The organism is Rathayibacter sp. AY1A2 (genome assembly GCF_002930935.1).
In the GTDB taxonomy this organism is placed as follows: domain Bacteria; phylum Actinomycetota; class Actinomycetes; order Actinomycetales; family Microbacteriaceae; genus Rathayibacter.
In genome coordinates, this window is record NZ_PSTP01000001.1 from 319,831 (window position 1) to 333,253 (window position 13,423).

A 13,423-nucleotide genomic window follows, 5' to 3' on the forward strand; every position below is an offset into this window, starting at 1 on the left:
GGTCAGCCCGGGAGGACGGCGCCGGCGCGGTAGCCGACGCCGCGCACGGTCATCACGATGCGGGGGTCGTCCGGGTCCTTCTCGACCTTGGCGCGCAGGCGCTGGACGTGCACGTTCACGAGGCGGGTGTCGGCCTTGTAGTGGTAGCCCCAGACCTGCTCGAGCAGCATCTCGCGGGTGAAGACCTGCTGGGGCTTGGAGGCGAGGGCGAGGAGGAGGTCGAACTCGAGCGGGGTCAGGCCGATGCGCGTCTCGCCGCGGCGGACCTCGTGGCCGGCGACGTCGAGGCTCAGGTCCCCGACCTGCAGCACCGCGTTCGCGGCGGCGGTGGCGGGACGCAGGCGCGTCCTGATCCGCGCGACGAGCTCCTTGGGGTCGAACGGCTTGACCATGTAGTCGTCGGCGCCGGACTCGAGGCCCTGCACGACGTCGGAGGTGTCGGACTTGGCCGTCAGCATGATGACGGGGACGCCAGACTCGGCGCGGATCGCGCGGCACACCTCGATCCCGTCGATCCCGGGCAGCATCAGGTCGAGCAGGACCAGGTCCGGCCGGGCCCGCCGGAAGGCCTCGAGGGCGCCTGAGCCGTCCGCGCAGAAGGAGACGTCGTACCCGTCGGCGCGCAGGACGATGCCGATCATCTCGGCCAGGGCGGCGTCGTCGTCGACCACCAGAATGCGCGCGCTCATCGGTCTGCTCTTCCTCGTCTCGGGTCGCGCCCGCCCACGGCGCGCACGGTGACCCGACCCAGGCTAACCGACGCACCTCTCCGTGGGCGGGGAGCGGGCTCTGCGGGCTAAGGGGGTCCGCTCGGGGGAGGACCCCGCCCGCACGCCTGTGACAGCATGGAGGGGATGACCGACGCAGCTCAGTGGCCCCCGCCCGCAGGGCGTCCGGACGACGCGGCCGTCCCGGCGCAGGACGGCGACCGGCGCAGGCCGCTGCCCGCTCCCGTCGCCCCGGCCTGGTCGCCCGCGCCGCCGAGCGCAGGCCCCGTACCACCCGGTCCCGCCGGGGGCTCCTGGTCGCCCGCCGGCGCCGGCCCCTGGTCGCCCGGACGCCCAGCGCCCGGCTGGACTCCCCCGCCCAAGCCCGGTCTCGTGCCGCTGCGCCCGCTCGGCTTCGGCACCCTGCTCGGCGCGCCGTTCCAGGTCCTCCGCCGCAGCCCCCGCACGACCCTGGGCGTCGCCCTGCTGGTGCAGGGCCTCGGGTCGGTGCTCGCCCTGGCGGTCTACGGCCTGATCGCGGTGCTCGCCGTCGGGCGCATCGCGCAGGCGGAGTCCGCTGACCGCGACGCCGTCGGCGCAGGCTCCCTCGCGGTCGTGGTCCTGGCCGCCCTCATCCCCCTCGCCGTCTCGCTCGCCAGCGGCGCCCTCGTGCAGGGCGTGGTCGTGCTCGAGGTCACCCGCGGCGTCCTCGGCGAGCGGGCGACCTTCCGACAGCTGCTCGCCCGGCTGCGGGGCCGCTTCTGGGCGCTGATCGGCTGGACGGTCCTGCAGGGCGTCGGCTACCTCCTCCTGGTGCTCCTCGCCGTGGCGCTCGCCGTGCCGCTGTTCGTCATCGGAGCGATGGACGGGACGTCGAGCGCGATCGTCGGCGGGATCCTGGTGCTCGTCGGCTCCGGCCTGGTCGCCCTCGCGCTGGGGGTCTGGCTGTCGACGAAGCTCGCCCTGGTTCCGAGCCTGATCGTCGTCGAGCGGCTGCCGCTGCGCCGTGCGGTGGCGCGCTCCTGGCGGCTGGTGGCGGGCGGCTTCTGGCGCACCTTCGGCGCGCTCGCGCTGATGACCGTGATCATCCAGGTCGCCGGCCAGATCGTGGCCACGCCGTTCAGCCTGCTCATCCCGATCGCCGGCGCCCTGATCGCCCCGACCGACCCGGACGCGCAGCTCGTCACCTCGCTCGTGGTGACGATCGCCTCCGTCGCCGTGGGCTTCGTGATCGGCGCCGTCGGCACCGTGCTCCAGTCGGCCGTGACGGGCCTCGTCTACCTCGACCGACGGATGCGCCGCGAGGGCTTCGACCTGGTGCTGATGCGCCACGTCGAGGAGCGCGCGGCGGGCCGCCCCTCCCCCGATCCCTTCCCCGTGCCGGAGCGCCCGTGATCCTCGCCGCGGCCCCTCTCGAGCCCGACGCGGAGCAGGCGCGCCGACTCCTCCTCGAGGAGCTCGCCGACCCGCGCTACCGGGCGGCCGAGCCGACCCTCTTCGACCGGGTGGTGCAGGCGGTGCGCGACTGGTTCGCCTCCCTCACGCTGCAGAGCGACGGCCCGCCGGTTCCGATCGCCGCCGTGATCGGCGTGCTGGTGCTGGTGGCGCTCGTGGTCGCCGCGCTCGTCATCGCGGGACGGCCCCGCGCCGGTCGCCGCAGCACCGTCACGGGAGCGGTGCTCGCCGACGACGACACCCGCTCGGCCGCGACCCTCCGCTCGCTCGCCGAGGCCGCGGCCGCCCGCGGGGACTGGGACGAGGCGCTCGTCGAGCGCTTCCGCGCCCTGGTGCGCTCCCTCGACGAGCGGACCGTCCTGCGGGTCTCGCCCGGCACGACCGCGCTCGGCCTGGCGTCGCGCGCCTCTGCGGCCTTCCCCTCCTCCGCCGCCGCGCTGCGCCGCACGGCCGACGACTTCGACCGCGTGCGCTACCTCGGGCAGCCCTGCGGCCCGGCCGAGTACGAGCGGGTCGCGGCTCTGGACCGCGAGCTCGCCGCGGCCTCGCCGGTCCTGGACGCCCTGGCGGCGCCCCGGTGAGCGCCGACACGGTCTCCAGCCCGACCCTCGGCGCGCTGCTGCGCCGCGGACGGGTGTGGGTGCTCCTGCTCGTGATCGTCGCGGTCGGCACTCTGCTGCTCAACGTCGCGACCGGGACCCGGGTGGCCGCCCCGGACCTCGACGTCGACAGCGCGACCCCGGACGGCGCCCGCGCGCTCGCCCAGGTGCTGCGCGATCAGGGCGTCGAGGTCGTCCGCGCCGACGACCTGGACTCCGCTCTCGCCGCCTCCTCCCCGGACGCGACACTGCTCGTCGACGACCCGGACGTGGCCCTCGACGAGGCCCAGTACCGCCGGCTCGCCCGCGCCTCGGCCTCGCTCGTCCTGGTGACCCCGGGAGGAGCCGCGCTCGACGCCCTGCTGCCGGACGTCCGCTTCGCCGGCTCCCCGGCCGGCGACGGCCCCTTCCGCGCCGAGTGCCCGCTCCCGGCGGCCGAGCGCGCCGGGACGCTCCCCGCCGGAGGGAGCACGTACCGGATCCTCGACGACGGCGACGCGGTCGGCTGCTTCCCCTCGGGCGACGACGGCTTCCTGCTCGTGAGCACCGGGTTCCCGCAGGGCGCCGACGTCACCGCGATCGGCGACGCCGACCTCCTCCGCAACGGCACCATCGGCCAGGACGGCCGCGCCGCTCTCGCACTCGGACTGCTCGGCGGTGAGGACCGGCTGGTCTGGTACCGCGCCGGAGCCGCCGACTCGGCGAGCACCACCCCTGCACCCGCCGACCTCGCCCCCGGCTGGGTGACTCCGGCTCTCCTGCTACTGGTGGCCGTGTTCGTCGCCTCCGCCGTCTGGCGCGGCCGCCGGCTCGGCCCGCTCGCGGTCGAGCCGCTGCCGGTCGTCGTGCATGCGAGCGAGACGGCCCGCGGCCGCGCGCGGCTCTACGCGCGCGGAGCCCTGCGGCCCCGCGCCCTCGACGCACTGCGCATCGGCACCCTCCGGCGGACGGCCGCGCTCCTGGGACTCGCTCCGGCGACCGGGGTCGACGAGATCGTCGCCGTCGCCGCCGAGCGCCTCGGCCGCGATCAGGCCGCGCTGCGCCGTCTGCTCGTCGACGACCTGCCGGGCGACGACGCCGCCCTCGTCGCCGCCTCCGACGAGCTCCTCCGCTTCGAGAGCGCGCTCCGCGCCGCCCTCTCCCCGACGACCGCCCGACGACCGGAAGGCCCCTCCCGATGAGCGACACCACCCCCTCCGCCCGCGACGGAGCGCCGGTCTCCGACGACGACCTGCGCGCCGAGCTCGACCGGGTCCGCTCCGAGGTCGGCCGCGCGGTCGTCGGCCAGGACGGCGCCGTCTCCGGGCTCCTGATCGCCCTCCTCGCGGGCGGCCACGTCCTGCTCGAGGGCGTCCCCGGAGTCGCGAAGACGCTGCTCGTGCGCGCCCTTTCCGTCTCGCTCGGCCTCGACACCCGCCGGGTGCAGTTCACGCCGGACCTGATGCCCGGCGACATCACCGGCTCCCTCGTCTACGACGCCTCCACCTCCGGCTTCGCCTTCCGCGAGGGCCCGGTCTTCACGAACCTCCTGCTGGCGGACGAGATCAACCGCACGCCGCCGAAGACCCAGGCCGCGCTCCTCGAGGCGATGGAGGAGCGCCAGGTCAGCGTCGACGGGCGCACCCTGCCTCTGCCGGACCCGTTCCTCGTCGCCGCCACCCAGAACCCGGTGGAGTACGAGGGGACCTACGTGCTCCCGGAGGCCCAGCTGGACCGGTTCCTGCTCAAGCTCGTGCTCGACATCCCGCCGCGCGACGTCGAGGTGGAGGTGCTCTCGCGCCACGCCGCCGGCTTCGACCCGCGCGATCTCGACGCCGCGGGCGTGCGCCCCGTGCTCGACGCCGCTCGTCTGCGCGCCGCCCAGGCGTCGGCCCGGCGCGTCGGAGCCGGCCCCGACGTCCTCGGCTACATCGTCGACCTCGCCCGCGCCACCCGCGAGAGCCCGAGCGTCAAGCTCGGCACCAGCCCCCGCGGCTCGACCGCCCTGCTCGCGGCGTCCCGCGCCTGGGCCTGGCTCAACGGCTACGGCTCGATCACCCCCGACCATGTGCAGGCGATGGTCCTGCCCGTGCTGCGCCACCGCATCCAGCTGGAGCCGGAGGCGGAGCTCGAGGGCGTCCGCACCGAGGCCGTCCTGGGCGGGATCCTGCAGCAGGTCCGCGTCCCGGTCTGAGCCGTGCACCTCACCGGACGCAGCGTCCTCGTCCTCCTCGTCGGCCTGGTGCCGGTCGTCCTCCTGGGCGGCCGCCCCGAGGTCGCCTTCGCCGTGCTCGGCCTCTGGCTCCTGGCCTGGGCGGTCCTCGTCGGGATCGACGTCGCGGTCGCGGGCTCGCCCCGGGCCGTCGTGCTCGAGCGGCGGGTGCCGGACCGGGTGCGGCTCGGCGAGCGGACCGAGGCGACCCTTCTGGTCACGAGCACCGGCCGCAGGAGGATCACGGGGGTCCTCCGCGACGCCTGGGAGCCCTCGGCCGGCGCCCTCGAGACCCGGTCGTCCCTGCGTCTGCCGCCGGGCGAGCGCCGCGCGGTGACCACGGTCCTGGAGCCGCTCCGCCGCGGCGAGCGCCGGGCACTCCACGTCACCATCCGCTCCCGCGGGCCGCTCGGGCTGGCCGGCCGCCAGGCGACTCGGGCCGCGCCGGCCGTCGTCCGGGTGCTGCCCGCCTTCCGCTCCCGTCGCCACCTGCCCTCGCGCCTGGCGCGGCTGCGCGAGCTGGAGGGGCGGACCAGCGTGATGATCCGCGGGCAGGGAACGGAGTTCGACAGCCTGCGCGAGTACGTCCGCGGCGACGACGTCCGCTCGCTCGACTGGCGGGCGACCGCGCGGCGCCGGGAGCCGGTCGTCCGCACCTGGCGCCCGGAGCGCGACCGGCGCGTGATCGTCGTGCTCGACACGGGCCGCACGTCCGCCGCCCGGATCGAGGACGAGCCGCGCCTGGACACGGCGATCGAGGCGTCACTCCTCCTGGCGGCCCTCGCGGCCTCGGCCGGCGACCGGGTCGACGTGCTCGCGTTCGACCGCACCCGGCGAGCCCGCGTGCACGGCGCCACCGGCACGGAGGTGCTGACCCGCGTCGTGGACGCCCTCGCCCCCGTGCAGCCCCAGCTCATCGAGACCGACTGGGCGGCGGTGCCCGCGCAGGTGCGCACCCTGGCCTCCCAGCGCTCGCTGGTGGTGCTCCTCACCGCGCTCGACTCGGTCGGCTCGGCGGAGGGGCTCCTCGCGGTGCTCCCGCAGCTCACCCGCGTGCACACGGTCGTGGTCGCCTGCGCGCTCGACCCCGAGCTGCAGCGGATGGCGGAGGACCGGAGCGACCGGGCCGCGGTCTACTCCGCCGCCGCCGCGGAGCGCTCGCTCGCGGACGTCGACCGGCTCTCGGCCGCCGTCCGCCGTCTCGGCGGGGACGTCGTGCTCGGCAGCCCCTCCGCGCTCCCGCCGGCGCTCGCGGACCGCTACCTCGCGCTCAAGGCGGCCGGACGGCTCTGACCTGCGAGAGGGGCCGTCGTCGGTCCCGGGAGCGCTGATCGACGGCCCCGCTCCGACGGCCGCGCTCGTCCGGCTCGGCTCAGCCGGCCGCGATGCTCCGCGACCCGGCCTCGAACCGGTCGAGGTCGCCCGTCTCCCCCGCCCGCACCGCGCGCCCGCCGACGACGATCATGTAGAAGAGGAACGCGCCGAGGGCGAGCGCCCCGATCCCGATCTTGAGCCACCAGGGCCAGGGTGCCGGCGTGACGAACCCCTCGATCACGCCCGAGACGAGCAGCACGAAGACCAGGCCGATCGCCACCGTGAACAGGCTCCGCGCGTCCTCGGCGAGCGCCTGGCCGCGGGTGCGCGCGCCGGGAGCGATCCAGGCCCAGAAGATCCGCAGGCCCGCGGCCGCGGCGACGAACACGGCCGTCAGCTCGAGCTGTCCGTGCGGCGCGATGTAGAGGAAGAACGTGTCGCCCTCCCCCACATGGAACATCACCGCGATCGACGTGCCGAGGTTCTGCGCGTTCTGCAGCAGGATGTACGGCACGTAGACGCCGACGATCCCGAAGGCCACGCACTGCGCCGCGATCCAGGCGTTGTTGGTCCAGACCTGCCCGGCGAACGAGGCGGCGGGGTTCTCGGAGTAGTAGTCGATGAAGTCGCCTCGGGCGAAGCGCCGCAGCTCCTCGTCGTCGCCCAGCGCGGCGAGCAGGCGCGGGTCGCCGAGGATCCAGAGCGCGTAGAGCGTCGCCACCACCGCGGTCGCGAGGGCGACGGCGAGCGTCAGCCAGCGCAGCCGGTGCAGAGCGGCCGGGAGCGAGAGGACGACGAAGCGGGAGACCGCGGCGAGCGGCTCGTCTCGCGTGCCGGTCAGGCGTCCCCGAGCCCGCGAGAGCGAGACGGCGAGCCGAGTGCCGACGGCTGTCGATCCGGCGGTGGAGGAGATCGTGGCGAGGTCCGCGGATGCCGCCTGGTAGCGCTCGATCAGCTCGTCCGCCTCGGCTCCGGTCAGGCGGCGCCTGCGCGAGAGCTCGTCGAGGCGGGTCCACTGCGCAGCGCGGGCGGCCGAGAGAGCGTCGATGTCCATCTCCTGACAGGATAGCCAGGCACGCCGCCGAGGCCGAGCATCCGGGAGGAGCACCGTGGAGGAGCAGCGCACCGAGTTCGACGACGCCGACCTGGTCACCGGCGAGGCGATCGCGCTCGAGGTGCCCGTCACCTCCTTCGTGCTCCGCGCGGTCGGCGCGATCATCGACCTGATCGCGGAGCTCCTGCTCGCGCTGGGCCTGTTCCTGCTGGTCTCCTCCCTCTCCGGGGACGGCGGCCTGGACCCCGCCGCCTCGGCCGCCGTGGCGATCGCGGCCCTCGTCATCGCCGTGGTGATCGTGCCGGTCACCGTCGAGACCGCCAGCCGCGGCCGCTCGCTCGGGAAGCTCACCGTCGGCGCTCGCGTCGTCCGCGACGACGGCGGTTCCATCGGCTTCCGGCACGCCCTCGTGCGCGGCCTCACCGGCGTCCTCGAGATCCTGATGACCTTCGGCGGGCTCGCCGCGGTCGTCGGCCTCCTCTCGCGTCGATCGCGCCGTCTCGGCGACGTCCTCGCGGGCACGCACAGCCAGCTCGAGCGCGTTCCCCGCGCGGAGCCGCTGGTCGTCGAGATCCCGGAGCCGCTGCGGGGCTGGGCCGTCACGGCGGACACCGCGCGCCTCCCCGACGCACTGGCGCGCCGACTGGCGCAGTTCCTCCGTCAGCGCCACGGCATGACGGAGCCCTCGCGCTCGCAGCTCGCCGCCGCGCTGGCCGACGAGACCGCGGTCCACGTCTCCCCGCTGCCCGCCGCGCCCGCGGAGGACTTCCTCCTCGCCGTGGCGGCCCTCCGCCGGGCGCGGGAGGAGCGCGCCCTTCTCCTGTCCGACCAGCGCCTCGAGCGGCTGGCCCCGGTGCTCTCGAGCACGCCGCGCGGCTTCCCCGAGCGGCCCTGACGCGCGCGGCAGCGGCCTAGGCGGGCCCCGCGCCGTAGCGGACGGTCTCCCAGCCGCGCGGGACCAGGAGCCGCCGGTCGTGCTCGGCGCAGAGGTCGTAGCCGTGCGGATCCGGCGCAGGACTCAGCGGCCCGACCGCCACCAGCGAGTCGCGGTAGTCGTAGGTCAGCGTGACGACGGCCTGCGCGCGGCAGCCCGTCCGCGAGCAGTGCCGTCCGGTCATCGCCGCCCACAGTAGCAATAGGCTGGAGCCATGCCCCGTGCTCGTCGTTCCGCCGCTCGCCCGACGAGCGGGTCGCGCGGAGGCTCCCGCGACCGGCACGGCCGCGGCGCACGAGGGCCGATCACCGGTCCGCACCTCCCCCTGCTGCAGACCCGCTCCGACTTCTTCGAGGCGACGATCGGCTCGGCCTTCGACTACCTGCGCGGCACCTGGCCGGAGGAGCTCGCCGGCATCCGCGTCGACGTCGCGGCGACTCCCGACGTCGACCCCGACCGGCTGCAGGGCACGGGCATCGCGCGGTGGCGCGTCGACCACGCCGCGCGCCGCATCACGCTCTACCGCGTGCCGATCGAGCGCCTGGCGAAGCTGCACCGCCGCGACGAGTGGCACCAGCGCATGCTGATCGAGAGCTACGTGTTCCGCGCCGTCGCGGAGCTGCTCGGCCGCGACCCGTGGGACATCTCCCCGGACCGCTACCGGCACCCCTGAGGCGCCGGCACCCCTGAGGCGCCGGCAGCTCTGAGGCGCCGGCACCGCCGAGGCGCCGCCGCCCCGCGTCTCAGTGCGAGTAGACCGTGATCGGCGAGGAGAGCGGTCCCGGCGGGACGATCGTGTACGAGGCGATCCGCCCGTCGCGCGCGATCGAGACCGAGGCCTGCACCGGCTGAGTGCTGCTGACGACCACGCCGTCGCCGTCCAGCGGGGTCGCGAGAGCCGCGAACGGGCCGAGCTCGAGCGTGCGGGTGCCGCCCGGGGCCTCGATCTCGACCGAGGCGGTCGAGTCGCTGCCGTTGACCAGGTGCAGCCGCGCGTCGCCCTCGCCCGTGCCGGCGACGCCGAAGGGCGTCGTGGTCGAGGTGCCGGAGGCGAACCAGGCGAAGTCCGTGCCGGCCGAGCCGGTCGAGGTCGTCCGCCCCGCCGCGACGATCGGCTGATCGGCCCGCAGGACGATGCGGTAGGAGCCGTCCGCCAGGCCCGTGAGCGGGACCTCGCCGACGAGGCCGGCGGGGACGACGACCTGGGTGGAGGCGCCCGACCCGCTCGGGTCCTCGTTGGTGACCTCGACCGAGACCGTGCTGTCGGCGTCGCCGGGGGTGAGGATGCGCAGCACGGGGCTGCCCGCGCCGCCGCTGCCGTCGTCGCTCGCGGTCTCGGCCGGAGGCGACGTGACGGTGAAGCCGGCGATCACGGCGAGCGTGTCCGGGCCGGCGGAGGGGCCGGTGGTCTCGACACCCTCCGGGATGAGGCCGGAGATGGCGCTGCTCTGCATGCTCGCGGCGACCTCGCCGCCCCGTGCGGTCACGTGCACGACGGGCTGGACGACCCCGGGGGCGAGCCCCGCGAGCGGGAGGGCGCGGACCGCTCCGGCCGGAACGACGATGCCCGTGGCGCCGGTGGCCTGGACGGTGCCGCTCTCGGCGAAGAGCGTGAGGTCGACGGTGGAGGCGACCTCGCTCGGGTTCGCCAGGATGAGCACGGAGGTGCGCCCGACGTCGGTCGAGCCGGCCACGAGCCAGCTGTCGCCCGAGGGCTCGGCGCAGGCGCGGGCGGACAGTCCGGAGAGGGTGTCCGTGCCGATGGCCTGGACGGTGGCTCCACCGGGAGCGGGGTCGGAGTCCGCGGGCACGCTCAGACCGGTGATGCCGGTGCCCGGTGCGGCGACATCGTCCTCGTCGAGGACCGTGGGGTCCGAGGTGGAGCCCTCGGGCCGGACCGCGGTCGCCGCGCCGTCGAGGGCGCGCAGCTGCTCCGGCTCTCCGGCGTCGATGAGATCGCCGCCGCAGACCAGCGAGCTGTCGGCCGCGACGGGCGTCACGACGACGCCCTCCGCGGCGCTCGAGACCAGGGGGGACGGGAGGAGCTGGGGCACGACCACGGCGGCCGCGGCGATCACGACTCCGGCCGCGCCCACCGCACCGCGCAGGGCCGTCCGGCGCCGACGGGCGGCCGAGGGTGCGCGATCGGGCGTCGAGGCCGCGGCGCGATCGGCGCGGCGCTCCGCGCGGGAGCGGCGGGCGGAGGACTCGGGCATCTGCTTCTCCTGGTCGGCGGGGTCAGACATCGTCGTTCCCGTCGTCGAACTGGCCGGTGGCCTCGCCCGGCTCGTCGTCGATCCCGGCGACCGCGCCGCTGGAGCGGCCCCGCTCGAGGGAGAGCCCGGTGGGCACCGCCAGCAGGAGGGCGACGACGAAGACGAGGAGGAGGGCGATCGTGTAGGCGATCCCGAAGGGTCCGACCACGCCGGACGGAGCGGCCTCGGTGCGGGTCCCCTCCGTGTCGACGGCCGTCCAGAGGAGCCCGTAGCGGGTGTCGCCGACGGCCGAGAACGCCGCGTTGCCGTCGAGGGAGACGGCCGCCCGCGCGCGCACGGCGGCGGCCGCGTCGCCGACCTGGGTGCCGGCCGGCTCGGTCAGCACGACGAAGCGCACGCCGAGGCTCTCGAGCGCGGAGGGGACGTCGTAGCCCGTCCGCGAGACGAGGTTGCCCGCCAGCTCGTCGATCGCGTCCGTGCTCTCGGCGCCGGTGTTCGCGAGGGTCGACTGCTGGTCGAGGGTCGCGCCCGCTCCGCGCTCCAGCCGGGCGAGGACGCCGCCGTCCGCCTGCGGGACGAGCACGATCGTGCCCACCCGCGGGTCGTTCCGGGCCTCGGCCGCCACGTAGGCGGGGAGCGAGCGGTCCGACGTGGTCGACACCGACGTGCCGGCGCCGGTCGGGAAGGCCACCGCGAGCGGACCGACCAGTGCTGCCGCCGCGGCCGTGACGACGAGCGCCGGTACCACGCGCACGGAGCGCACGGCGGCGAGCGAGAGCGACGCGCCGATCACCAGGCCGAGCCAGTAGAGGCTGAGACCGGTGCCGCTCCAGACGGAGACCGCCTCGGAGCCGGTGGTCGCGACCTGCACGCCCTGGGCGAGCGAGGCGGTCACGAGACCCGCCGCCGCGACGCCGACGCCGCCGAGGGCCGAGAGGTTGTTCGGGAGGAGGAGGGCGGCCAGCGCCGCGACGATCAGCGGCACGACGAGCACGGCCGTGACCAGCGGGGCGGCGGAGGCGCCGATCCCCAGACCGCCGAGGAACTCGAGCCATCCGTCGGGCAGACCGGCCGGGAAGCCGGCGAGCAGCGCGACGAGGTCCGACTGCGCGGAGGGCAGCGGGACGCCCGGATCCGCGAGGACGCCGAGCCAGTCGCCCCGCGGTGCGCGGGCGACCACCAGCGGGAAGAGGAGGACGGCCGCGGGGATCGGCAGGCCGAGGAAGCGGCCGATCCGCCGCCCCGAGGTGGCGACGACGACGAGCCAGATCACCAGGAGCGGCACGGCCAGCACCGGCGCGCACGCGACGACGGCCGCAGCCAGGATCGAGGCGCTCGCGGAGGCGGACCAGGAGCGGTACGCGCCGAACCCGGCGAAGAAGAGCCAGGGAAGCAGCACGTGCACCAGCAGCGGGGCGGGGCGCCCGTCGGCCTGCGCGGCGAAGAAGGCGGGAGCGAGGATGTAGACGAGGGCTCCGGCGGCGCGGGCGGTCGCGCGCGGGGTGAGCCGCGCGATCATCAGCCAGGCGCCGAGGGCGGCAGCGGGGAGCGCGACGAGATAGAGCAGCACCATCGAGTAGCTGGGCGACCAGAAGGTCAGCGAGCCGAGCACGGCGAGGACGGCGGCGAACGGGTCCGCCGCGCCGATGAACCCCGAGCCGAGGTCGCGCCAGCCGTAGGCCGCGTTGCGCCACAGCTCGCCGACGGTCGGCGAGAGCGTCAGCAGACCGCCGCCGCTGAGCGCGGGAGCAGCGAGGAGCGGCGTGTAGACCACCAGGCCGGCGAGCGCGGCGATGAGGACGACCCACACTCCCCCGCCCTGGAAGAAGTGCAGCGGATGGCGGTCCCGCCCGGCCTGCACGCGCACGGCGTCGTGGCGCACCGAGCGCAGCTGCCGCACCACGTCCAGCGGGATGCGCAGCGGCGCAACGGCCTTCCAGCCCACGTTCTTCGACGAGCGGAGAACGGTGCGGGCCCGCAGCACCTTCGTCCCCCCGAAGGCGACGACGAGGGCCGCCAGCAGCTCCCCTCCGACCAGCCCGGGCTGCTTGCGCAGCAGGCGCACGACCGCGCGGCCGATCGCCAGCGGGACGAGCGAGAGCCAGTGCAGGAGGAGGAGCGCGACGGGCGCGTAGGCGAGCCGGCGGTGCAGCTGCGCGGTGCGGTGCTGACGCGCCCGGCGCCGTTCGCCGCTGTCGATGCGGCGGCCGTCGGGGCGCTGCAGCCCGATGCGGGCGGTGGTGACGCGGGCGTCCGGCACGCGGCTGACCCGGTGCCCGGCGAGCCGGGTGCGGATCGAGAAGTCGAGCGCGTCGTCGACGACCGGCAGGCCGGGGTCGAAGCCGCCGAGCTCCTCCCAGAGGGAGTGGCGCACGAGCATGCCGCCGGCGGCGACGGCCAGGACGTCGGGCGTGGAGTCGTGCTGGCCCTGGTCGAGCTCGTCCTCGACGAGGTGGACGGTCGTGCCGTGCTTGGTGATCGACTCGCCGTAGCTGCGGATGTAGCCGGAGCGCGTCCAGTCCATGATCTTGGGACCGGCGACGGCGACGGAGGGGGCGACCTCGACGGCTCCCAGCAGCGCCGCGAGGGCGCCGGGCTCGGGGGCGGAGTCCTGCGCGAGCAGCCACAGCCACTCGTCCTCTCCGGCCGGCGGCTGCATCACGCGGACAGCGCGGGCCACGGCCTGGCCGAAGGGGAGGTGCTCGGCGACCTGCACGAGCTGCGTCGGACCCCAGGACGCGAGGAGCTCGTCGGTCGTGTCCTTCGAGCCTCCGTCGACGAACACCGTCGCGTCGGGCTGACGGGTCTGCGCCCGCAGGGCCGCGAGGGTTCGTTCCAGATAGGCCGCGCCGTTGCGCGCGACGAGGACGGCGGTGACTCGTGGATACATCGCGGACCACCCTAAGCGATGCCGCCGCGCCGCCCGCCTGCGGCTCGCCGCCCCGTCGGTCGG

Annotated in this window: 12 protein-coding genes; 7 read left to right on the plus strand and 5 right to left on the minus strand. The window is 75.8% G+C overall.

All coding sequences use genetic code 11. The features are described from left to right. Positions 1-2 precede the first annotated feature (2 nt). Complete coding sequence (gene mtrA / locus C5B93_RS01445; protein ID WP_104224133.1) at positions 3-689, minus strand: MtrAB system response regulator MtrA; 687 nt, start codon at positions 687-689, stop codon at positions 3-5. A 165-nt stretch (positions 690-854) separates the two neighbouring features. Between mtrA and C5B93_RS01450 the strand changes: the two genes are divergently transcribed. The 5 genes from C5B93_RS01450 to C5B93_RS01470 are packed head-to-tail and all read left to right on the plus strand — an operon-like array spanning position 855 to position 6,245. Continuing rightward, the gene (locus C5B93_RS01450) at positions 855-2,102 is read left to right on the plus strand and encodes a hypothetical protein (RefSeq protein ID WP_146078410.1); all 1,248 of its coding nucleotides are present in this window, start codon (positions 855-857) and stop codon (positions 2,100-2,102) included. Beyond that, positions 2,099-2,743 (plus strand): DUF4129 domain-containing protein, encoded by a 645-nt coding sequence (locus C5B93_RS01455; RefSeq protein WP_104291596.1) that lies wholly within the window; start codon positions 2,099-2,101, stop codon positions 2,741-2,743. The genes C5B93_RS01450 and C5B93_RS01455 overlap by 4 nt, the downstream gene beginning before the upstream one ends. Continuing rightward, positions 2,740-3,942 carry a DUF4350 domain-containing protein gene (locus C5B93_RS01460; protein WP_104291597.1) on the plus strand — a complete coding sequence of 401 codons (1,203 nt, stop codon included), beginning with the start codon at positions 2,740-2,742 and terminating at the stop codon, positions 3,940-3,942. Before C5B93_RS01455 ends, C5B93_RS01460 begins: the two co-directional genes overlap by 4 nt. Next, complete coding sequence (locus C5B93_RS01465) at positions 3,939-4,934, plus strand: MoxR family ATPase (RefSeq protein ID WP_104224137.1); 996 nt, start codon at positions 3,939-3,941, stop codon at positions 4,932-4,934. Before C5B93_RS01460 ends, C5B93_RS01465 begins: the two co-directional genes overlap by 4 nt. Before the next feature lie 3 nt (positions 4,935-4,937). After that, the gene (locus C5B93_RS01470) at positions 4,938-6,245 is read left to right on the plus strand and encodes a DUF58 domain-containing protein (RefSeq protein ID WP_104255250.1); all 1,308 of its coding nucleotides are present in this window, start codon (positions 4,938-4,940) and stop codon (positions 6,243-6,245) included. 79 nt (positions 6,246-6,324) lie between these two features. Here the strand turns inward: C5B93_RS01470 and C5B93_RS01475 are convergent, their stop codons facing one another. After that, positions 6,325-7,320 (minus strand): stage II sporulation protein M, encoded by a 996-nt coding sequence (locus C5B93_RS01475; RefSeq protein ID WP_104232803.1) that lies wholly within the window; start codon positions 7,318-7,320, stop codon positions 6,325-6,327. 55 nt (positions 7,321-7,375) lie between these two features. Here C5B93_RS01475 and C5B93_RS01480 point away from each other — a divergent pair, with 55 nt between their 5' ends. Further along, the gene (locus tag C5B93_RS01480) at positions 7,376-8,215 is read left to right on the plus strand and encodes an RDD family protein (RefSeq protein ID WP_104224140.1); all 840 of its coding nucleotides are present in this window, start codon (positions 7,376-7,378) and stop codon (positions 8,213-8,215) included. A 16-nt stretch (positions 8,216-8,231) separates the two neighbouring features. Here C5B93_RS01480 and C5B93_RS01485 read toward each other — a convergent pair whose 3' ends face one another. Continuing rightward, entirely contained in the window at positions 8,232-8,438 is a 207-nt protein-coding gene (locus tag C5B93_RS01485; protein ID WP_104224141.1) for a DUF3499 family protein, read from the minus strand. Positions 8,439-8,468: 30 nt separating this feature from the next. Here C5B93_RS01485 and C5B93_RS01490 point away from each other — a divergent pair, with 30 nt between their 5' ends. Beyond that, positions 8,469-8,927, plus strand: coding sequence for a metallopeptidase family protein (locus C5B93_RS01490; protein ID WP_104224142.1), 459 nt, complete (start codon positions 8,469-8,471; stop codon positions 8,925-8,927). Positions 8,928-8,997: 70 nt separating this feature from the next. On the opposite strand, the gene C5B93_RS01495 is transcribed toward C5B93_RS01490, so the two are convergent. Both C5B93_RS01495 and C5B93_RS01500 read right to left on the minus strand, forming a co-directional pair. Then, positions 8,998-10,500 carry a DUF5719 family protein gene (locus C5B93_RS01495; RefSeq protein ID WP_146078412.1) on the minus strand — a complete coding sequence of 501 codons (1,503 nt, stop codon included), beginning with the start codon at positions 10,498-10,500 and terminating at the stop codon, positions 8,998-9,000. Continuing rightward, the gene (locus C5B93_RS01500) at positions 10,493-13,360 is read right to left on the minus strand and encodes a glycosyltransferase family 2 protein (RefSeq protein WP_104291599.1); all 2,868 of its coding nucleotides are present in this window, start codon (positions 13,358-13,360) and stop codon (positions 10,493-10,495) included. Before C5B93_RS01500 ends, C5B93_RS01495 begins: the two co-directional genes overlap by 8 nt. Between the last annotated feature and the right edge of the window lie 63 nt (positions 13,361-13,423).